Source organism: Kribbella sp. CA-245084, assembly GCF_050942355.1.
In the GTDB taxonomy this organism is placed as follows: domain Bacteria; phylum Actinomycetota; class Actinomycetes; order Propionibacteriales; family Kribbellaceae; genus Kribbella.
The window spans coordinates 2610299-2631131 of sequence record NZ_CP192053.1 but is presented as its reverse complement, the minus strand read 5'-3'; the positions used below and the strand labels follow the sequence as shown (position 1 = coordinate 2631131).

21 protein-coding genes are annotated in these 20833 nt (G+C 67.5%); 11 read left to right on the top strand and 10 right to left on the bottom strand.

All coding sequences use genetic code 11. From position 1 onward, the window contains the following. Positions 1–2: 2 nt before the first annotated feature. From ACQPYH_RS12770 to ACQPYH_RS12745, 6 genes are all read left to right on the top strand, one after another. Complete coding sequence (locus tag ACQPYH_RS12770) at positions 3–248, top strand: hypothetical protein (RefSeq protein WP_432890431.1); 246 nt, start codon at positions 3–5, stop codon at positions 246–248. Positions 249–328: 80 nt separating this feature from the next. Beyond that, complete coding sequence (locus ACQPYH_RS12765) at positions 329–1345, top strand: LacI family DNA-binding transcriptional regulator (protein ID WP_432890428.1); 1017 nt, start codon at positions 329–331, stop codon at positions 1343–1345. 106 nt (positions 1346–1451) lie between these two features. Beyond that, positions 1452–2825, top strand: coding sequence for an extracellular solute-binding protein (locus ACQPYH_RS12760; protein WP_432890425.1), 1374 nt, complete (start codon positions 1452–1454; stop codon positions 2823–2825). Further along, positions 2822–3769, top strand: coding sequence for a carbohydrate ABC transporter permease (locus tag ACQPYH_RS12755; RefSeq protein WP_432890422.1), 948 nt, complete (start codon positions 2822–2824; stop codon positions 3767–3769). The genes ACQPYH_RS12760 and ACQPYH_RS12755 overlap by 4 nt, the downstream gene beginning before the upstream one ends. Beyond that, entirely contained in the window at positions 3766–4617 is an 852-nt protein-coding gene (locus ACQPYH_RS12750) for a carbohydrate ABC transporter permease (RefSeq protein WP_432890419.1), read from the top strand. The genes ACQPYH_RS12755 and ACQPYH_RS12750 overlap by 4 nt, the downstream gene beginning before the upstream one ends. A 24-nt stretch (positions 4618–4641) precedes the next feature. Then, complete coding sequence (locus ACQPYH_RS12745; protein WP_432890416.1) at positions 4642–6690, top strand: beta-galactosidase; 2049 nt, start codon at positions 4642–4644, stop codon at positions 6688–6690. Here the strand turns inward: ACQPYH_RS12745 and ACQPYH_RS12740 are convergent. Next, positions 6684–7199, bottom strand: coding sequence for a hypothetical protein (locus tag ACQPYH_RS12740; RefSeq protein ID WP_432890414.1), 516 nt, complete (start codon positions 7197–7199; stop codon positions 6684–6686). The genes ACQPYH_RS12745 and ACQPYH_RS12740 overlap by 7 nt on opposite strands. 87 nt (positions 7200–7286) lie before the next feature. Between ACQPYH_RS12740 and ACQPYH_RS12735 the strand changes: the two genes are divergently transcribed. Further along, positions 7287–7790, top strand: coding sequence for a sigma-70 family RNA polymerase sigma factor (locus tag ACQPYH_RS12735; protein WP_432890411.1), 504 nt, complete (start codon positions 7287–7289; stop codon positions 7788–7790). Next, positions 7787–8398: an anti-sigma factor family protein gene (locus ACQPYH_RS12730; RefSeq protein ID WP_432890408.1), complete on the top strand. Its 612-nt coding sequence runs from the start codon at positions 7787–7789 to the stop codon at positions 8396–8398. The genes ACQPYH_RS12735 and ACQPYH_RS12730 overlap by 4 nt, the downstream gene beginning before the upstream one ends. A 1-nt stretch (position 8399) precedes the next feature. Here ACQPYH_RS12730 and ACQPYH_RS12725 read toward each other — a convergent pair whose 3' ends face one another. The 4 genes from ACQPYH_RS12725 to ACQPYH_RS12710 all read right to left on the bottom strand — a co-directional run bounded on the left by ACQPYH_RS12725 (position 8400) and on the right by ACQPYH_RS12710 (position 12028). Then, the gene (locus tag ACQPYH_RS12725) at positions 8400–9638 is read right to left on the bottom strand and encodes a hypothetical protein (RefSeq protein WP_432890405.1); all 1239 of its coding nucleotides are present in this window, start codon (positions 9636–9638) and stop codon (positions 8400–8402) included. A gap of 3 nt (positions 9639–9641) precedes the next feature. After that, positions 9642–11183, bottom strand: coding sequence for an alkaline phosphatase D family protein (locus ACQPYH_RS12720; RefSeq protein ID WP_432890402.1), 1542 nt, complete (start codon positions 11181–11183; stop codon positions 9642–9644). 126 nt (positions 11184–11309) lie between these two features. Further along, entirely contained in the window at positions 11310–11681 is a 372-nt protein-coding gene (locus tag ACQPYH_RS12715; RefSeq protein WP_432890399.1) for a DUF1304 family protein, read from the bottom strand. Then, complete coding sequence (locus tag ACQPYH_RS12710; RefSeq protein ID WP_432890396.1) at positions 11678–12028, bottom strand: cupin domain-containing protein; 351 nt, start codon at positions 12026–12028, stop codon at positions 11678–11680. The genes ACQPYH_RS12715 and ACQPYH_RS12710 overlap by 4 nt, the downstream gene beginning before the upstream one ends. Before the next feature lie 121 nt (positions 12029–12149). Here ACQPYH_RS12710 and ACQPYH_RS12705 point away from each other — a divergent pair, with 121 nt between their 5' ends. Beyond that, the gene (locus ACQPYH_RS12705; RefSeq protein ID WP_432890393.1) at positions 12150–13202 is read left to right on the top strand and encodes a helix-turn-helix transcriptional regulator; all 1053 of its coding nucleotides are present in this window, start codon (positions 12150–12152) and stop codon (positions 13200–13202) included. Here the strand turns inward: ACQPYH_RS12705 and ACQPYH_RS12700 are convergent. After that, complete coding sequence (locus ACQPYH_RS12700) at positions 13189–14088, bottom strand: AraC family transcriptional regulator (RefSeq protein WP_432890390.1); 900 nt, start codon at positions 14086–14088, stop codon at positions 13189–13191. The two genes, ACQPYH_RS12705 and ACQPYH_RS12700, sit on opposite strands and share 14 nt — an antisense overlap. 121 nt (positions 14089–14209) lie before the next feature. On the opposite strand from ACQPYH_RS12700, the gene ACQPYH_RS12695 reads away from it, so the two are divergent. Next, positions 14210–15061 carry an NAD(P)H-binding protein gene (locus ACQPYH_RS12695; protein ID WP_432890388.1) on the top strand — a complete coding sequence of 284 codons (852 nt, stop codon included), beginning with the start codon at positions 14210–14212 and terminating at the stop codon, positions 15059–15061. A 72-nt stretch (positions 15062–15133) separates the two neighbouring features. Here ACQPYH_RS12695 and ACQPYH_RS12690 read toward each other — a convergent pair whose 3' ends face one another. From ACQPYH_RS12690 to ACQPYH_RS12675, 4 genes are all read right to left on the bottom strand, one after another. Next, entirely contained in the window at positions 15134–15964 is an 831-nt protein-coding gene (locus ACQPYH_RS12690; protein WP_432890385.1) for a fumarylacetoacetate hydrolase family protein, read from the bottom strand. Next, positions 15961–17475, bottom strand: coding sequence for a hypothetical protein (locus ACQPYH_RS12685; RefSeq protein WP_432890382.1), 1515 nt, complete (start codon positions 17473–17475; stop codon positions 15961–15963). The genes ACQPYH_RS12690 and ACQPYH_RS12685 overlap by 4 nt, the downstream gene beginning before the upstream one ends. Before the next feature lie 145 nt (positions 17476–17620). Further along, on the bottom strand, positions 17621–18469 hold the full coding sequence (locus ACQPYH_RS12680) for a carbohydrate ABC transporter permease (RefSeq protein ID WP_432890380.1): 849 nt from the start codon (positions 18467–18469) through the stop codon (positions 17621–17623). Further along, positions 18469–19341, bottom strand: coding sequence for a carbohydrate ABC transporter permease (locus ACQPYH_RS12675; protein ID WP_432890378.1), 873 nt, complete (start codon positions 19339–19341; stop codon positions 18469–18471). Before ACQPYH_RS12675 ends, ACQPYH_RS12680 begins: the two co-directional genes overlap by 1 nt. A 189-nt stretch (positions 19342–19530) precedes the next feature. Here ACQPYH_RS12675 and ACQPYH_RS12670 point away from each other — a divergent pair, with 189 nt between their 5' ends. After that, positions 19531–20832, top strand: coding sequence for an ABC transporter substrate-binding protein (locus ACQPYH_RS12670; protein WP_432890375.1), 1302 nt, complete (start codon positions 19531–19533; stop codon positions 20830–20832). Position 20833 lies beyond the last annotated feature (1 nt).

Below are 20833 nucleotides of genomic sequence, written 5' to 3'. Positions count from 1 at the left end.
ACGTGCGTCTCCTACTGTTGACGACCGCCGTCCTGCTGACAGCCGGGTGCAGCGGTGGCGATCCGACAGAGCCTGCCGCCACAGCCCCGGAGAGCATCAAGGTGACGAGTACGGCGTTCCGCGAAGGCGGGGCGATCCCCGTCGAGTACACCTGCGACGGCGCCGGCACCGGACTCGACGAGGCGCTTAAAGCCGTCGGCGCGGCCACCGTGGCCCGCGGCCGCCTCACGGCCACCTACAAACGCTGACTCTGGCGCACCTGGGCCTGAGGTCTTGACGTTCTGACTACGTAGACACATTATGACTACGCAGTCAGAGCGGAGGAGTCATGAGCGATGCCAAACCCAGCAGTACCGATGTCGCGCGGCTTGCGGGGGTCTCGCAGAAGACTGTGTCGCGGGTTCTGAACGGTGAGCCGTACGTCAAGGAAGAGGTGCGGCTCCGGGTCCAGGCTGCGGTGCGGGAGCTGGGTTACCGACGCAACGACGCTGCCCGAGCGCTCAACTCCGGCCGGACGAAGCGGATCGGGGTGGTCTGCCTCGGTACGGCGCTGTTCGGCCCGTCGACCCAGCTGGTGGCGGTCGAACGGGCGCTGCGGACGACCGGCTACTCGGTCACCATCGTGAACACCCTCGAAGGCGACACGATCGCCGACGCGGTCGAGCACCTGCTCGAGCAAGGTGTGGACGGGATCATCCTGTCCGAGCCGATCGACGAGGGCGACGGCGTACCGATCGAGGCCGACCTCCCCGTGCTCAGTTTCGGCCGGTTGCCCGGGCTCAGTGCGAAGCCGAGCCTGGTTACCGGCGGCGACAACGTAGGCGGCGGCCGGACCGCGACCGAACACCTGCTCGGCCTCGGGCACCGGACGGTCTGGCACGTCGCCGGCCCCCAGCGCTGGTGGGCCGCTCAGGACCGGCTGGCGGGCTGGCGCCAGGCGCTGGCGGCTGCCGGTGTGCCCGAACCCCCTGTGCTGGAAGGCGATTGGCTGCCTGCTTCCGGCTATGCCGCCGGCCGTGAACTGGCCGCGAATCCCGACGTCACCGCGGTCTTCGTCGCCAACGACGACATGGCCATCGGAGTACTGCGTGCGCTCGCCGAGGCCGGCCGTTCGGTTCCCGGCGATGTCAGCGTCGTCGGCTTCGACGACATCCCGTCCGCGGCGTTCCTGACGCCGCCCCTCACCACCGTCCCGCAGGACTTCGACCTCCACGTCGACCGCGGGATCGCCAACCTGGTCACCGAGATCGAGTCGCCTACCGGCGACCGCTCGCCGCTCCCGGAGTCACCACCGCTCCGGCTCGTCGTCCGCCACTCCACCGCCGCGCCGCATCCGGCGGGCTGATCGCCGCATTCACGTCCGGCGCACGCTGCGCCGTACCCCTGTCAGGCACGCCGGCCGAGGCCCGTGCCCGGGCACCGCCTTGCCACGACTCGAGGAGTTGTTCGCAATGTTCATCAACCGTATTCGCCGACGCACAGCCGTCGGAACCGCCCTCGCCCTTGCCGCCGCGCTGGCTCTGGCCGCCTGCGGCGGAGGTAACGGGTCGTCGTCAGGCAGTGCGAGCCAGGCGCAGACCGTCAGCCAGTCCGACATCGACAAGGCCATGACCACGCCGACCGACCTCACCTTCTGGACCTGGGTGCCGAACATCCAGAAGGAGGTCGACCTGTTCCAGAAGAAGTACCCGGCGATCAAGGTGAAGGTGGTCAATGCCGGCCAGGGCACGCCGCAGTACACCAAGCTGCGCACGGCGCTCAAGGCCGGGACCGGTTTCCCCGATGCGGTCCAGATCGAGTTCCAGTACATCCCGACGTTCGCGCTCACCAAGAGTCTGATGGACCTGCGGCCGTACGGCGCGGAGGCGCTCAAGGACCAGTTCGTGCCGTGGACCTGGCAGCAAGTGGTCGGGTCCGGCGGTCAGGTCTGGGCGGTTCCGCAGGACAGCGGGCCGATGGGAATGCTGTACCGCAAGGACATCTTCGACAAGTACGGCATCGGCGTACCGAAGACCTGGGACGAGTTCGCGGCGGCCGCCCGCAAGCTGCACGCCGCGGACCCGAACGTGTCGATGACGAACCTCGCGCAGAGCCAGGCCGGAGTGTGGTTCGGGCTGCTCTGGCAGGCCGGCGTGAACCCGTTCGAGACGCCGAGCGCCGACTCGGTCAAGATCGACCTCAACGGCGACGGGTCCAAGAAGGTGGCCGACTACTGGAGCGGTCTGATCAAGGACGGCTCGGTCTCTGCCGACGCCGACTTCAACGACGCGTGGTACCAGGCGCTGAACCGGGGCAAGTACGCCACCTGGCTCACTGCCGCGTGGGGCCCGGTCTTCCTGGAGGGAAGCGCGAAGGCGACCAGCGGCAAGTGGCGGGCCGCGCCGCTCCCCCAGTGGGACGCCGGCAAGAACGTCTCCGGCAACTGGGGCGGCTCGACGACCGCCGTCGTCCAGGGAACGAAGAATCCGATCGCCGCGGCCAAGCTGGCCGAGTCCATCAACACCGATCCGGAGTCGGCCAAGATGTTCGCGACCCAGCAGTTCCTGTTCCCGGTCACGAAAGCCCTGTTGGCAGACAGCTCGTTCGTCGACCGGCCGCTGCCTTTCTACGGCGGCCAGCCGGTGAACAAGCTGTTCGCCGGGATCAGCGACACCGTGGACACGAAGTTCCAGTGGCCGCCGTTCCTGGACCAGACCGTCAGCGACTGGAACGAGACCGTCGGCAAGTCGTTCGCGAACAAGACCGACACCAGCGCGGCGCTCGATCAATGGCAGCAACGGACCACGAAGTACGCCCAGAACCAGGGCTTCAAGGTCGACCAATGAGTGTCGACACCACCGATCGGCGGCTCGGGGCGCGGGCCCCGAGCCGCAGTCAGGGCCATCGGCATCGGCGCGGCGGTGTGAGCCACGCCCGGACCGGCTACCTGTTCGTGGCACCGTTCATGCTGGTGTTCCTCGCCATGCTGATCCTCCCCCTCGCCTACGCGGCGTACCTCAGCCTCTTCCAGGAGCGGCTGATCGGCGGGACGGTCTTCGCCGGGATGGGCAACTACACCCGCGCCCTCACCGATCCGCGGCTCCTGCACGGTGTGGGCCGCGTTGGGTTGTTCTTCCTGATCCAGGTCCCGGTCATGCTCGTGATCGCGCTGCTGGCGGCCTTGGCCATCGACAGCGGCCTGCTGCGTATCGCGAAGGTGTTCCGGCTGGGAATCTTCCTGCCGTACGCCGTGCCGAGCGTCGTCGCGGCACTCATGTGGGGCTATCTGTACGGTCGCGACTTCGGCCCGTTCGCCCAGCTCGCCGACAAGGTCGGGACAGCCGCGCCGAAGTTCCTCACCCCCGATTGGATGCTCGGCTCCCTCGCGAACGTCGTCACCTGGGAGTTCACCGGCTACAACATGATCATCTTGTACGCCGCTCTGCGCGCGGTCCCGCACGACCTGTACGAGGCCGCGGCCGTTGACGGCGCCGGCGCGATCCGGACCGCGTGGAGCATCAAGATCCCGGCGCTGCGACCCGCTCTTCTGATCTGCGTGATCTTCTCGGTCATCGGCAGCTTCCAGCTGTTCAACGAGCCCCAACTGATGCAGCGGCTGGCGCCGAGCGTGATCGACAGCGGCTACACGCCCAACCTCTACGCCTACACGCTCGCGTTCACCGGCCAGGAAGTGAACTACGCCGCGGCGGTCTCGTTCCTGCTCGGCGCGGTCATCGTCGTCGCGTCCTATGCCGTCCTGTTCATCACCACCAGAAGGAGCCGGGTATGACCGGTCGCCGCAGCACCGCGCTGACCGTCGCCATGGCGGTCCTGCTGATCTACTTCCTGCTGCCGTTGTTCTGGCTGTTCGTCGCATCGACCAAGACGGTCGGCGACCTGTTCTCGAGCTTCGGCCTGTGGTTCGCGCACGACATCTCCCTGTTCTCGAACATCAAACAGACCGTGACGACCGACGGCTGGGTCTTCACCCGTTGGATGGGCAACACCGTCTTCTACGCGGTCGTCAGTGCCGGTGGGGCGGCGTTCCTGTGTGCGCTGGGCGGATACGGTTTCGCCAAGTACCGGTTCCGTGGGAACGCGGCGCTGTTCGGGGCCGTGCTCGGCGCGATCATGGTCCCGACCACGGCCCTCGCGATCCCGACGTACCTGTTGTTCAGCAAGGCGGGGCTGGTGAACACGCCGCTGGCGATCATCCTGCCGTCGCTGGTGAGCCCGTTCGGGCTGTACCTGATGCGGATCTACGCGCAGGACGCCGTACCGGACGGCATCATCGAGGCGGCCCGGATCGACGGCGCCGGCGAGTTCCGGATCTTCTTCCAGGTCGCGCTCCGGATGCTCGCGCCGGGCATCGTCACGGTGCTGCTGTTCACCCTGGTCGCGACCTGGAACAACTACTTCCTGCCGCTGATCATGCTCAACAACCCGGATCTGTATCCGATCACCGTGGGGCTGGCCGCGTGGTCGTCCCAGGCCAGCGCCGGCGGCGGCACGACCGGAGCCGTGCTCTCGCTGGTCATCACCGGCTCGTTCCTGTCCGTGCTACCGCTGATCGCCGCCTTCCTCCTGCTGCAGCGGTACTGGCAGTCAGGGCTGGCCGCCGGCGGCGTCAAGGCCTGATTCCCTTCTATTATTGGAGAAAGCGTGCACGAGCGTGTGCTCTTCGGAGCTGCGTACTATCACGAATACCAACCGGACGATCGCCTCGAGCGGGATCTCGACCTGATGGCCGCGGCGCACTTCTCGGTGATCCGCGTCGGCGAGTCGGTCTGGTCGACCTGGGAGCCGCAGAACGGCCGCTTCGACCTCGACTGGCTGCAACCCGTCCTCGACGGCGCGCTCCGGCGCGGTATCGCGGTCGTGCTCGGCACTCCGACGTACGCCGTGCCGCCGTGGCTGGTGCGGTTGTATCCGGAGATCACCGGCGAGCGGAAGACGGGTCAGCGGATCGGGTGGGGCGCGCGGCAGGAGGTGGACTTCACGCATCCCGGCTTCCGGTTCCACGCGGAGCGGGTGATCCGGAAGATCGCCGGCCGGTACGCCGGGCATCCGGCCGTGATCGGGTTCCAGGTCGACAACGAACCAGGTAACGAACTGCTCCACAACCACGGGGTCTTCCAGCGCTTCGTGGACAGCCTCCGGGACAAGTACGGCGACGTCCAGAATCTCAACGACGCTTGGGGTCTCGTCTACTGGTCGCACCGCCTGTCGGACTGGGCCGACCTGTGGACTCCCGACGGTAACGTCCAGCCGCAGTACGACGTGGCGTGGCGGCAGTTCCAGGCAGATCAGACAACGGAGTTCATCGGCTGGCAGGCCGACCTCGTCCGTGAGTACTCGCGACCGGACCAGTTCGTCACCACGTGCATCGCCTACGAGCGCCCGGCCGTCGCCGACGACGAGCTGGTACGGCGTCTGGACGTCACCACCGGCAACGCGTACTACGCAATGCAGGACGGCCTGCTGCACCCACCTCACGGTCCGGCTCAGCAGGGCTGGACCACGAGTGGCACCTGGGCGCTCTACCTCAGCGCAGACCGGATGTACTCGTCCCAGCAGCGGCCTTTTCTCGTCACGGAGACCAACGCGCAGTCCATCGGCTACCCGTGGAACAACCGTCCGGCGTACGACGGCCAGTGGCGCCAGGCAGCGTGGGCCCTGGTGTCTCGTGGCGCCAGCATGATCGAGTACTGGCATTGGCACACCCTGCACTTCGGTGCGGAGACCTATTGGGGTGGAGTCCTTCCTCACAGTGGTGAACCGGGTCGGGTCTACCGGGAGGTCGCACAGCTGGGTGCGGAGTTCGATGCCGCCGGCTCACTCGTTGCCGGCATCACCCCGGACAACGACGTGACGATGCTGTACTCACTGCCCAGCAAGTGGCTGATGCAGAAGTACCCGGCGCTCGCGCGGGAGGACGGCAGCCCGGACGAGCGCTCGTACCACGGATTCTTCGACCCCTTCTATCGTGGGGCTTTCGACGCCGGCCTCCAGGTCCGCATCCTGCACACGAGTCAGTTCACGGGCTCGGTCGAGGAGCACTCGATTCTCGTCGTACCTGCGCTTTATCTGGCCGACGACGGCCTGCTGGACCGACTGGTCGCGTACGCCGAGGCCGGCGGCCACCTGGTCGTCGGACCGCGCACGGGGTACGCCGACGTCGAGGCGCGGGTCCGCACCGACATGCAGCCCGCCAGACTGTCGGCCGCAGCCGGTGTCCGGTACGACGAGTACAGCAATCTCGACGTAGACCTGTCCGTTCACGGTGCCGGCGGCCTAGAGCTCGGGGACGACGCTGCCGCAACCCGCTGGGCAGACGGGCTTCAGCTCGACGGCGCCGAGGTTCTGGCCGGCTATGACGATCCGCACTTCGGCAGGTGGCCGGCGATCACCACGCGGGCCTGCGGGTCCGGCCGGGTCACGTACGTCGGTACGGTCCCCAATCCGGCCCTCGCCGCAGCCCTCTTCCGGTGGATCAAGCCAGTCGCATGGTCCGAGTTGCCGAGCAGTGTGACCGTGACGTCCGCGACCGCTGCGGACGGACGGCGGCTCCGATTCGTCCACAACTGGTCGTGGGGCAGCGTCGATATCAAGGTGCCCGGTCCGGCCCGCGACGTCCTCGCGGACCGGCCGACGAACGGCAAGCTCGAGCTCGGCCCGTGGGACGTTCGCGTCCTGGTCGAGGATCAGTAGCCGTAACCGCCGCCGCCGGACGAGCTGGACGTTGCTTGAGAAGGTGCGGCCGCGGCTGTGGTTGTGGCGGCGTGCCAGGTGAAGCTTGTGCCGGAGAAGGAATCGGTGACGTTGTTGCCTTGGGCCTTGCCGGCTCCGGTGTCGAGTTTGAAGGTGTAGAGCGGCTTGCCCTGGAAGGTCAGCTGGTCGGCGCCGGTGTCGGTGCGCTTCGTGACGGCCAGACCGGTCACCGACTTCGCGTCGGCGGCGGTGCCTGTGGCCGGCATCCAGAAGCTCAGGCAGTTGCCCGTGCACTTGATCATCCCGCCGGCCTCCTGGTCGGCGAAGTACAGCGTCTTGCCGGACGAGTCGACCAGCGTCTGACCGACCCCGCTCACGTTCTGGACCGAGACCGCAGCCCCAGCAGCAGCTCCGCCGGTGCTTGTCTGATCGGTGTTGTTGCCTCCGCACGCAGCCAGCGTTCCGACCGCGGCCACGGTTGCTCCTAGCAACAATACTGTGGTTTTCATCAATAGCTCCTTTCACCATCAGATACGCAGAACAGCGCCGACCGGTTCAGTTGAACCTTCTACGGCTCTGGTGCGTAGTTCTGGGGTGTGGATGACGACACGGTGATCCGCGCGTTGTACGACAGGTACCGGCGGCCGCTCTACAGCTATGTCCTGCGCTCGGTGGGCGGCGACCGTCAGTACGCCGAGGACATCGTGCAGGAGACGATGGCGCGGGCCTGGACGCACGCGTCGGAACTGGATCCGGACCGGGCCGGCCGCTGGCTGTTCACGGTCGCGCGCAACCTGGTGATCTCCGGTCACCGCAAACAGGCCGCCCGGGTGACCGAAGTACCGATCGACGACCGTGAGTTCGCTGCGCTCGGGGACGACATCGACCACGTGCTGCAGGTCTGGCAGGTGATCGAAGTCATGCGCGGACTGAGCCATGACCACCGGCAGGTGATCGTCGAGCTGTTCTACAAGCGGCGGACCGTCAACGAGGCGGCGGTGGTCCTCGGCGTACCGGCGGGGACGGTGAAGTCGCGGAGCTACTACGCGCTGCACGCACTCCGTGCGGCGCTGCAGGAACGAGGAGTGACCGGCTCATGACGTGCCCGGAGACGATGTCGATCGGTGCCTACATTCTCGGTGCGCTGGAGGCGTCCGAGCGTCGCGCGACCGAGGAGCACCTCGCGACCTGTGCGACCTGCCGCGAGACGCTGCTGCAGTTCGCCCACCTGCCGGGCCTGCTGCACGCCGTACCGGTCGAAGACATCGAGACGGAGCAACCAGAGCCTGCACCGCTTCACCTGACCAAACGCAAGCGACCGCGACGCAAACGCTGGGTGCTGGCGGCTGCATCGGCAGCCATGGTGAGCGGCGTGGTCGGCTGGGGCCTGGTGTCGACTCCGGCCTCTGCTACCTGGACCGCGACCGACGGAGTGGGCGGCATCGACACCACTGCCAAGCTGACCAGTCACGGCTGGGGTACGGACATCCAGCTGAAGATGAAGGACCTGCAGCCGTACGAGCACTGCATGCTGGTCGTCCGCAGTCGCAACGGCACCACCGAGACAGCCGGCTGGTGGGCTGCGAACGGCGGCAGCCAGGCACAGGTGCCGGCCAGTACATCGATCCCGCTGCAGGACATCGTCGGGCTCGACGTGGTCACGGCCGGGGACAAGGTGCTCAGCACGATGTCCCCGACCTCGCACTGAATCACCAACTATTGTTGGAGATCCCAGTGCCCAGGATGACCTGGTCGTACGTGTTGCCGTCGTTGTCGTCGGTGTAGGCAACAGCAACCTCGGCGTACGGCGAGACCGCGACCGTCATCTGCTCCTGCCGACCGGCGGTGGCCGAGCTGAGCTGCTGCGATGACAGTCGTCCCGTGTCCGTGCCGTCCGTCCCGAAGCCACGGATCCACACATCGAGATCAGTCGCCTGGACCGTCCAGCCCACTACGGTCTGCGCCTGGTCGTCGATCCCGATCGACGGCGCAGTACCCGCAGCTGCTGCCTGTACGTCGGCATAGCGGGCCGTGCCCGCTGAGTCGAACGAGCGTGTGCCGAGCGCCGTACCTGATTGCCATGCGACCGCGAAGTCGCCGTTGAAGTTGGCTGCGACGGCTGCGCCCGTCTGCTGGCCCGTCGTTGTGGCGTTGGCGACCCGGCGGGACAGGCTGGCTGCACCGTTGGTCCGTCCCAGGCGGATCAGCCCGATGTTGTAGTCACCGTTGGCGTCGCCGTCCTCGTCCCAGACGACTACCGCGTCACCGGACGCCGACACGGCCACGTCCGGGTTGTGGTGCTGGCCGGTCGTCTGCGAGGCGGTGACCTCCCAGGCGCGCGTGGTCGGTCCGGTGTAGCCGGCTGCCTTCACGGTGGCCGGCGTACCGGTCTGGATGTCCTCCCACACAACAGAGAACGCGACTGCAGCAGTGGATGGTGCGCCGTCCGGGTCCACAGCAACCCGTGGGTTGATCTGCTGACCAGTAGCGCTCGTGTTGGCGTTGCCAGTCGCTGTCACGGTGCCAGCAGTGTTCAGGACGCGGTACGGGATGTTGTAGAACCCATTGCCGTCCGGGTCGTCCTGCCACACCACGACAGCATTGCCCTTGTCATCCAGACCGACGTCCGGGTGCAGGTGTCGCCAGGTCGTCACTCCGCTGTCGCCACCGGCGGACAGCTTCTTCTCATACACAGCAGTGCCGTTGTGGAACAGCCTCACCCAGATGTCGCTATGGACGTTGTCGGTCGCGTTGTCGGTGTCGCGGTCGTCCTCCCACGCCACAGCGACGTACCCGTTCCGGTTGATCGCAACGGATGCGTTGTCCTGGTCGCCGGTGGCCACGCTGTTCGCGGTCACCCACGTGGGAGCAGCCACATGCGCATCAGCAGGGGTGGCAGTGAGCGTCAGAGCGGTAGCAGCAAGCGCGGTAATGAGTAGCGTCTTCATGAGTCACACCGCCTGCAGTCCGGGCTGGCCCTCTTGGATGACGAACGACTTCGCGGTCGCAGCAGCGGCGCCGTGCTCGGACACCTTTGCCACGTTGCGGAAGTCGGCTCGCATCTCGGTCGGGCTGACCGTCGCGCGGATGTACCCGCGCCGATTGCTGTAGAACTTCAGCCACGGGTTCGTCCCCACATCCGGAACCGCTGTGGTCGCGTCGCCATCGCCGCTCGAGGTGACCGAGCTAGTGACGAGCTCGGTGCCGATGGTCGCCGAGTTCACGTTGTTGTAGTCGGCCTTGAGGTCGTTGGCCCACGCCCGGTGCACATCTCCGGTGAGTACGACGGGATTGCGGACCGACCGATCCACCCAGCCCTGCTGGATCCGCGCCCGCGAAGCGCGGTACCCGTCCCAGGAGTCCATGCTGGCGCCGGTCGAGTTGAACCGGCGGGCGAAGAACACCTGCTGGCCGATGATGTCCCACGTACCGAGGTGCTGCCCCAGACCGTCCAGCAGCCACGTCTCCTGCGGGTTGCCGGGCAGACTGCGGTTGGCCAGATCGGCGTCCGAGCACAGCTGCCAGCCGTCACCACACGCCTGGTCGTTGCGGTACTGGCGGGTGTCGAGCATGTGGAACGTCGCCAGACTCCCCCACCGCAGCCGCCGGTACAGCTGGATGCTGTTGCCGCTGTTCACCTGAGCAGGCCGCAGCGGCATGTTCTCGTAGTACGCCTGGTACGCCGCCGAGCGCCGCGCGGTCCACTGCGCCGCAGTCAGCGCCGGAGTGTTGTTCTCGCGCACCGTGCCGGCGTAGTTGTTCTCCACCTCGTGGTCATCCGGTACGACGATCCACGGCGCGACCGCGTGCGCAGCCTGCAGGTCCGGGTCTGTCTTGTACTGCGCGTACCGGCGGCGGTAGTCCGCGAGCGCCACGATCTCGTTGCCGAGGTGGAGACGCGGGCGGCCCGTCGTCGGACCGTACTCGTAGATGTAGTCGCCGAGGTGCAGGATGACGCCAGGGTTCTCCTCGGCCATCCGGCGATAGACGGTGAAGTACCCCTCCTCGTAGTGCGAGCAGGAGGTGAAGGCCATCACCAGGTCGCGTCCGGCGGCGCCGATGGCCGGAGTGGTGCGGGTGCGGCCCACGGGCGAGATGTGGCCCTGGGCACGGAATCGGTAGAAGTAGTCGGAGTCCGGGTTGAGGCCGCCGGCGATGGCGTGCACCGAGTGCGCGGCGGCGTACGTGGCAGTGACTGTGCCGAAGGCGACCAGCGTGCTGAAGGTGTCGGTGGTCGACACCTGCCAGTCCACGGCGACGTCGGCGTTCGCCATCCCGCCCTGGCCGTCGGCGTCGGTCGGCGACGGGGCCAGGCGGGTCCACAGTACGACGCTGCTCGCGTCCGGCTCCCCGGAGGCGACGCCGAGCTGGAACGGGTACGGGACGGCGGCGGTGGCGGTGATCACGGACGACTGGGCGGCAGCCGGGAGGGCGCCGACACCGGCCGCGGCGAGTCCGCCGAGAACAAGGGTCCTGCGACTGATTGGGCTCATGAGCCTCACCTTCACGGGTACTCAGGGCGGCAGGCCCCCGGAATAGCCGAACGCTCGGTGACCATCCGGGAACCTTGAGTGTGTGCGGTGTTTCATGCCCATGATTGCGCAAGGTCCGTAAGTTTCCTACAGCATGAGGATGAGCAAAACCGCAGCAGGAATGCCTTCCATGAGCGCGTTCAGCCACAACCGCCGCTCCGAGACCACCAGCACGACGGCCATGAACGTGTGCTGCGCCGCCGTGAACGTCACCAGGGCCTCCCCCGCCGACTCGTGGCCGTTGGCCGCGAGGATCACGCCGATCACCAGCGCGGCCGCGGTCGACAGGTTGTACCAGCCCATGTTCACGGTCCACATCCGGACCGCGTCGAGGTCCTCGCGCCTGGTCAGGAACAGCGGATAGAGCTTGGGATGCCGGTAGAGGATCGACTCCATCACGAACACCACGGTCAGCATCACCGCGATGAAGATCGCCAGCACCTGCGCCGCCGTACTCATAGCGTCTCGCCCATCCGGCCGGTCTGGCTGATCGTGAGGAACTTGGCCGACGGCGTGAGCACCGAGAAGGTGTTCAGCGTGCCGGCCGGGATGCTGATCGACGAACCCGGGCCGAGGTCGTAGCCCTGATCGCCTGCCTGGACGAGGATCCGGCCCTGCAGCACGTAGAAAGCCTTGCTCCAGGTCTCGCTGTGCGGCGGCGTCGCATCGCCGCGGGGCGCGTCGATCTCGAACAGCTCGTACTGCCCGTCGGTGTGTTCGGCGCCGATCTTGACGGTCACGGTCGCGTCCGGAGCGGCGTGCTCGACCCCGCTGCCGGCGTTGCTCAGATGCACTGATTCGGTCATGGCTGCGACGGTAGGAAGCGGTGAGGCCGGCCGAAATCCCGTGCGGCTGGGCTCAGGACCTGACCGGAATCCCCACATTTCCGGGATAGGCGGCCCCGGTACGGCGGCGCATACTGAGCGCATGTGGGAGGGCCAGGCGCGGACCGCGCGCCGGGACATCGCGGCACTGGCGACGTCGGGGATGGGCGTCGTCGAACTGCACGCGGCCGCGATCGAGGTGGTCGAGCGGGTCGTCGGCAGCGAGCTGACCTGCTGGGCCGGCCTGGATCCGGCCACGCTGGTGATGAGCTCGATGACCAGCGGGCAGGCCCGCATCCCCTCGGAGTACGAGCCGCGGCTGGCCGAGACGGAGTACGCCGGATCGGTGCCGAACTCGTTCGCCGAACTGGCCCGCGAGGATCGCCGGGTCGCGCGGATGTCCGACCTGCCGTACCGCGAGGTCGTCGGGCACCGGCGGCTGAACGAGGTGTGGCGGCCGCTCGGGATCGAGCACGAGGTGCGGACCACGTTCACCGTCGACGGGGACTGCTGGGGTGCGGCCGGGTTCGTGCGGAGCGGCTCGGACTTCAGCGATCGCGAGGTCGAGTTCCTCGGGTCGGTGGCGCCGGTGATCGGCGCGGCGACGCGGGTCGCCGTACGGACCGATGCGCACGGGTACCGCGGACGGGTCGGCCCGTCGATCGTCGTCACCGGCCCCAACGGCGAACCTCGGGCGATCACGGCGGCCGCGCAGACCTGGCAGGACGAGCTGAACGAGATCGCGCCAGGGCGGTTCGACGTACTGCTGCGCGCGGTCGTCACCGGCGCGCGGGTGGCGGCCGGCGGGACGTTTCAGGCGCGGGTGCAGACGGCGTCGGGCGGATGGGTTGTGTTGCAGGGCAGTCGGTTGCTCGGGGACAACGACGAGGAGGTCGTGGTCACGATCGAGCCGGCGTCCGGTCATCACCTGGTCGGGATGCTACTGGCGGCGTACGGCCTGACCACGCGCGAGCGGGAGATCTGCCTGGAGATCATCTCCGGGCACACCACCACCGAGATCGCGGATCGGCTGTCGATCTCGCCGCACACCATCCAGGACCACCTGAAGTCCGCGTTCGCCAAGGTCGGCGTCCGCAGTCGTGGCGAACTGGTCGCGACGTTGCGCCCAGAGGATCTGACCGTCAGGCCGGCGTGAGCTGCTTGCGGTAAGTCCCTGGCGGTACGCCGAAGTCGCGCTTGAACGCCTTTGCGAACGCGAACTCCGAGGTGTAGCCGATCTCCTTCGCGACCGTGGCGAGCGGACGATCGTGATCGCGCAACAGCCGCGCCGCGGTCGTCATCCGCCAACGCGACAGGTACGTGAGCGGCGGCTCGCCGACCGCCTCGGTGAACCGGCGCGCGAACGCCGCCCGCGACAGTCCGACATCGGCCGCCAGATCAGCAACCGTCCACGCGGCACCAGGCTTCTCGTGGATCAGCTCGAGCGACTGCACGACCGCGGGATCGGTCAGCGCCCGCGCCCACCCGCGATCCGTCGGGCAGTCGTTGTTCTCGAACCAGGCCCGCAGGATCAGCACCAGCAGCGCATCGACGAGCGCCGGTACGACGGCCGCCGCGCCGGGCCGCTGCGCGTCGAGCTCCTCGCCCAGGATGCTGATTGCCGTGTGCAACGTTCGGTGCCGGCCCGGATCCGCCGGCACGACGACCACGTCGGGCAGTCTGCTCAGCACCGGGTGAGGGCGTTCGCGATCGAGCCGGTAGGTCCCGCACAACAACAGCGCGCGGGCGCCTTGACCGTGTTGCGGCTCTTCGACCGACGGATCGAAGTCGACGGTCGGCGAGTCCGGATGGTCGACCAGCGTGTGCTGGAGGCCGCGCGGAAGCAGTACGGCGTCGCCCGGTCCGAGCGGGATCGGGTCGCCGTCCGGCGGCAGCAACCACGCCGTACCCTGCAGGACCAGATGGAACGTGGCGCCGAACGAGTGCCCGAACCGCAGCCCCCACGGGCCCCGGACGTCGGTGCGCCCGGAGGTGGCCGGACCGGTCTTCATCGCGTCGACGACATCTGCGAGCACATCCATGTCCTCCATGATACGCGCAGCCGTCAAGACGATCGGATATAAATCTGCGCTCTATGGACATAGATCCGCTCGCCGAAGCTGCCTACTGTCGGTGACAGACATCAACCACTGAGGAGTACAGATGAGCATCGTCGTCACCGCCGCCACCGGCCACCTGGGCAGCCTCGTCATCGACGAACTGCTGCAGCGGGTTCCCGCCGACCAGGTCGTCGCGGTCGCCCGAAACGCCGAGAAGGCCGCCCCGATCGCGGCCCGCGGCGTCGAGGTCCGGATCGCCGACTACAACGACCCGGCCGCGCTGGCGAAGGCGTTCGGCGCCGGGGACACCGTCCTGCTGATCTCCGGACTCGAGCCGAACCGGGTTGACCAGCACAAGTCGATCATCGCGATCGCGAAGGACGCCGGCGTCGCGCGGATCGTGTACACCAGCGTGCTCGGCGGACCCGAGGCCGACTTCGATCTGGCTGCCGATCACCTCGCGACCGAGCAGGCGATCCTCGACTCGGGGCTGCCGTACACGCTCCTGCGCAACGGCTGGTACAACGAGGTCTACACCGACCAGATCGCCGTACAGCTGGAGCACGGTGTTGTCGGCAGCGCCGGCGACGGGCGGATCGGGTCGGCCGCGCGCCGGGACTACGCCGCTGCGGCAGCCGTCGTGCTGGCCGGGGACGGGCACGACAAGAAGGCCTACGAGTTGAACGGCGACGTCGCCTGGACGCTGACGGAGTACGCCGCCGAGCTCGCCGAGCAGTCCGGGAAGAACGTTGCCTACAACAACGTTCCGGCCGAGACGCACCTGCAGATCCTGATCGGGGCTGGGTTGCCGGAGCGGTTCGCCCCGATCCTCGTGGACGTCGACGCGGCGATCGAGCGCGGCCTGCTGGCCGGACGCGGCAGCGACCTCAGCCGCCTGATCGGTCGTCCCACAACACCGATCGCGGACTCGATCGCCGCCGCGCTGGGGCGCTAACGACAGGAGGTACCCAGGTTTCTGGGCCGGCTCGCGCCGCGGTCAGGCGTGCGAAGTCGTATACGTAGACGACTACGTCCTGTCGTTAGCGCCACGAAGCCGGTTGTGCTGCTCGCCCAGGCCGTCGGCCCAGACCCGGAGTACGTCGCCCTCGCGCAGGAAGCGTGGCGGCTTCTGGCCTGCGCCGACGCCGGCCGGCGTACCGGTGCTGATCACGTCGCCCGGGTACAGCGTCATGAACTGCGAGATGTAGTGGACCAGGTGCGCGACGCCGAAGATCATGTTCGCCGTCGACCCGTCCTGCAACGCCTCGCCGTTCACGTCCAGCCCGAGCTTGATCGCTTGCGGATCCGGCACCTCGTCCGCGGTCAGGATCCACGGACCGAGCGGGCAGAACGTCGCCGAGTTCTTCCCCTTGTCCCATTGGCCTCCGCGCTCGAGCTGGAAGTGTCGCTCGGACACGTCGTTGGCGAGCACATATCCGGCGACATGAGCCATCGCCTCGGCCTCGTCAGCCAGGTAGGCCGCCTTCCGACCGATGACAACGCCCAGCTCGACCTCCCAGTCGGTCTTCTCGCTGCCCCGCGGAATGATCACGTCGTCGCGCGCACCGACCACGGTGTCCGGCGCCTTCATGAACAGGATCGGCTCGGCCGGCGCCTCCTGCCCGCCTTCGGCCGCGTGGTCGGCGTAGTTCAGCCCGACGCACACGATCTTGCCGGGGCTCAGCGGCGGGGCGAGTCTCACCGCCTCGAAGCCCAACGCTTCGTCACCAGGCGTCCGCTCACGCAGCCGGTCGAGGTCGAACGGCTCGGCGGCGCCCGGCAACAGCCGCACCCGGCCGTCGTCGTCGAGTACGGCGTCGCGCAGGCCGTCGTCGCTGCGGATCCGGAGCAGTCTCACTTGTTCCTCCAACCAGAGTTCTTCGCCCAGTTCAGGTATGCGATACCCAATGCGTGCGAGCCTTGCACCGGCATGAGTTGTACGGCGTCGTACACGCGCAAGGACTGCTGGTAGATCAGCAGATCCTGTTCGGCGTACTCGCCCCATCGTGCGCACTGGACCGCGTTGGCCGGCACGGCGTCACCGGTCCCGTCGACGCGGAACCAGACCTCGTTCGCGGATCGGATCAGCTTCTGCGTGAACGTCTTCGCGAAGATGGTCACGTCCGTGACCGGTCCCCCGTCGATCCCCGCGTCGTACGCCGCGTGCACGAACTCGGTGCTGATCGCCGCGTGGCTGAGATCCTCGATCTGCTTCGACGCCGGGTACGACGGCGTGTACTCCGAGATCCCCGCGGTCTTCGGGTAACCGGCGTACAACTCGCTGTACGGCGGCCAGTAGGTCCACACGTAGGCGCCGTCGACGAGTCGCAGAGCAGGCTGGTACGCCTTGAGCATCTGCTGGACCCGGGTCTTGTAGCGCGGCTGCTTGGTCGCGCGGAAGAGCTCGACCAGCACCTGACCGATGCCCTGGCTCTGGTTGTACGGCTGGATCGTCCCGTCGAACGGGATCGGCGCACCCTTCGGCCACACATAATCGCCGGTCCCGTCCGGCCGCGAGACCCATTCGGGATCGTGGAACGCAACGGCCGCGGTCGCCGCGTCGAGGGCGTCGCGCGCGAACTTCTGCCGCGAACGGAGCTTCGGCGACTGCAACACCATCCGGGCGTAGCGCGCCAACGGGAACGCGATCATCCCGGTGTGTACGGCGAACACGTAGTACTGCGACTGGAAGGTGATCGTGGCAGGTGCGGGTGCGGGCGCTGCAGCGGGAGTCGCGCGGAGATCGGCCGCAGTCCAGCGCAGCCCTGCTGTGTAGGCGTTGTTGACAGCGGTCACGACGTACGTCGGCGCAGCGGGATCGAGGGTGACGCCGGGCAGCGTGACGACGGTCGTGGTGGCGGGGTTGCGAAGTACGAGGTCAAAGGTGCCGTCGGCAACGTTCGAGACCTCGGCGGTCGACTCGGCCGACCGGCTCCCGGCCCAGCGGAGCTGGATCGCCGGCTTGCCGTCGCCATCAGGGAGTACGCCGTGCCCGGCGGTGTAGTTACCCGCCGTACGCCAGACCTTGCCGGACCGGCCGGCGTAGTCCGTCACGTGGCGGGCGTGGTCGGTGGTCTTCATCAGGTGGTGGGCGCGGTCCTCGAACGTCCGCAGGTAGCGCTCGTCCTGATGGGCCTCGTACATCCGGAGCAGGCTGAGCAGGAAGTAGGACTCGCCCCAGGCGTACACGCCGGCCTCGTTGTCCTGCGGGTCGGACGCGAGGTAGCCGGCCTGCGCGACGTCGAAGGCTTCGGGTGAGTCGTAGACGAGTGGATCGGCGGATGCCGAGAGGGCCGGGATGCCGGCCCAGGCGGCGACTCCGCCGGCGGTCGTTCCGAGAATGAGCGTGCGGCGGCTGAACGGTTGCATGAGGGCCTCACAGGGTGGACGGAGCGGTGGGCGGCGGTGGGCGGCGGTGGGCGGCGGTGGGCGGCGGTGGGCGGCGGTGGGCGGCGGTGGGCGGCGGTGGGCGGCGGTGGGCGGCGGTGGGCGGCGGTGGGCGGCGGTGGGCGGCTCAGCCTTTGACTGCACCGCCCATGCTGTTGAGAATGCGTTTCTGCAGCAGGAGGAACACGAAGATCACCGGGACCAGCGAGATCACCGTCCCGGCGGCAAGACCGCGAACATCGGTCCCGCTGACGCCGCTCAGGTAGGCGATCCCGAGCGCGATCGGGTACTTCGATTGGCTGGTCAGCACGACCAGCGGCCAGATGAAGCTGTTCCAGACCGAGACGAAGCCGAGGATCGCGAGCACGGCCAGCGTCGGCGCGACGATGGGCACGCAGATCCGCCAGAAGATCGCGAATTCGTTCGCGCCGTCCATCCGGGCCGCCTCGACGATCTCGTCCGGGATCTGCGAGAACGCCTGGCGAAGCAGGAAGATCCCGAGCGACGACAGCACCGCGGGCAGGATCACCGCAGCGAACGTGTCGGTCAGCCCGAGCTGGCTCATCACCAGGAACCGCGGGATCAGCATCAGCTCGCCGGGCAGGAACATGATCGACAGGAACAGCATGAAGAACACGCCGCGGCCGCGGAATGCGATCCGGGCCAGCGGGTACGCCGTCAGCGCCGAGATCACGAGGTAGATCGGGACGGTAATGCCGACGTAGATCACCGAGTTCACCAGGAAGCGCGCGTACGGGATCGTCGTCCACGCCTCGCGGAACCAGTCGAAGACCGGGGGCCGCGGGATCAGATCGGGCGGGAAGCCGAACACGTCCTGGCTGGCCGGTTTGGTCGCCGAGCTGAGCAGGATCAGGAACGGCCCGATGAACAACGCCGCCACCGCGATCAGCAGCACATAAAGGCCGACGCGGCGCACGTTGATCCGCGGCCGGCTCCGGTACAGGCGGCGGGCCATCAGCCGTCCCTCCGTCGGGTCACCAGGAGGTTGAAGCCGGCCAGGACGATCATGATCGCCCACAGCAGCAGGCCGACGGCGCTCGCGTAGCCCATGTCGTAGTCCTGGAAGGCCTTCGACCAGATGTAGTAGCCGAGGGTGAGAGTCGAGTCGAGCGGCCCGCCGCGGGTCAGTACGTAGACGGACTCGAACGCCCGCATCGCCTCGAGCATGCTGAGCACGAGCGTCACCGCGAAGGTCGGCCGCAGCGACGGTACGACGACGTGCAGCAGCCGCTGCCACGCGTTCGCGCCGTCGATCGTCGCCGCCTCGACCTGATCGGACGGCACGGCCTGGAGTCCGGCCAGGTAGATCATCATGAACAACCCGGCGTTCTTCCACGCCTCGAGCAGTACGACGGTCGGCAGCGCCCAGTGCCGATCGAGGAGGAAGTCGATCGGGCCGGCGCCGAAGAGGCCGAGCAGCCAGTTCACGACGCCTTCGCGGTTGAAGACATACCGCCAGGCGACCGCCACCGCGACCATCGACGTGATCACCGGCAGGTAGTAGAGCATCCGGAACGCCTGGATCGCGCGCAGCTTCAGGTTGACCAGCATCGCCAGGAACAGCGGCGCGACCACGGTCAGCGGCAGGAACATCAGCAGGAACAACAGCGAGTTGCGCAGCGCGATCCAGACCCGCGGGTCCTGCCCGAGCCGGATGAAATTGTCCAGCCCGGAGAAGCGGACCGGATGGACGATGTCGTAGTCGGAGAACGCCAACTGGATCGCGATGACGGCCGGCCAGGCGAACATCGCGGCGTAGAACAGCAGCCCGGGCAGCATGAACACGTACGGCGTGTACCAGTGCTGTCCGACTACACGTCCTCGCATGTCGCCCCTAATGTCTGAAACCTAGCTTTCAGATTCCTGGATGTCCGGAACCGTAACGCACGAACGCGGCCGCAGGAAGCGCTAACTCCCAGAATTTTCTGCGATCTTCCCTTGACCTCGCTCACGAGATGCCGAACACTCTGGTGTCTGTAAGCCAGGTTTAGGACATTTCGTTCTGAGGAGCCACCGATGGCCCGATCCCTGCTCAGGCACCTTGCGGTGGGTGCCGCTCTGCTTCTCGCGCTGACCGGTTGTGTGTCCGGCAGCCCGGCCGGCGGCGACGAACCGAAGCAGCAGTCCAGCGACGCGTACGCCGGCGACGTCGAGTGGTGGACGATCAACCTGCAGAAGAACTACGGGCCGGACATCCAGAAATGGATCGACGCGTACCAGAAGGACCATCCGAAGGTTCACATCAACTGGGTGGACGTGCCTGGCGCGGACATCACCACCAAGCTGCTGGCCGCGATCGCCAGCGGGAAGGTGCCGGACGTCGTCAACTTCACGTCCGCGACGACCGGGCTGTTCGCCGGCTCGATGGCGGACCTGAGCTCGTTGTTCAGCCAGGAGGACGTCGCGGCGTACCTGCCCAACCTGGCCGACCCGTTGGTTGTCGACGGCAAGCGCATCGCGATCCCGTGGTACAACGGCGGCACGTCGCTCTCGTTCTACAACAAGGATCTGCTGGCCAAGGCCGGATTCGATCCGGCCAAGCCGCCGACGACGTACGACGACGCGCTGACGCTCGCGACGAAGTACCACGACGCGACCGGCAAGTCCGCGACCAACTTCATGGCGTATTCGAGCGTGGTGCAGGCTGACGGCATCAAGCTGTTGTCGGAGGACGGGAAGACGGCTGCCTTCAACACGCCGGAGACTCTCGCGCTGGTCCAGAAGTTCAAGCCGCTGTTCGCGTCGGGTGCGATCGCGCCCGGAAGCCTGAGCGAGAACCCGCGGGACCTGCCGCAGTCGCTGGAGAACAAGCTGATCGCGTTCAACCCGGCGGCCGTCTCCAGCTCGCTGCTCAATGTCGAGAAGAACGCGCCCGCGGTCTACTCTTCGATCGTGGTCGGTCCCCCGGTGACCGGTGCCGACAGCAAGTACTACATGTCCGGCCAGCAGGTGATGGGCATCCCGGCGAAGTCGGACAACCAGGCTGCGGCGGCCGCGTGGCTCAAGTACGTCGCCGCGCCCGAGCAGCAGCTCGCGCTCTGCAAGCTCGTCCCGATCTACCCGTCGTCGGTGAAGGCACTCGCCGACCCGTTCTTCACCGACATCTCCGGGAACACGCCGGCCGATCAGGCCCGCAAGATCCTGGTCGACACGTTCAAGACCAGCGTGGACGCGTCGATGGGTTCCGGGAACGACGAGCAGCTGCGACAGCTGTTCGACGACCAGATCCGCGCGTACATGTCGGGTACCAAGACTGCTGAGCAAGCACTGGACGACGCCGAGAAGGCGTGGAACGAGACTCTGGCGAAGGGCAAATAGC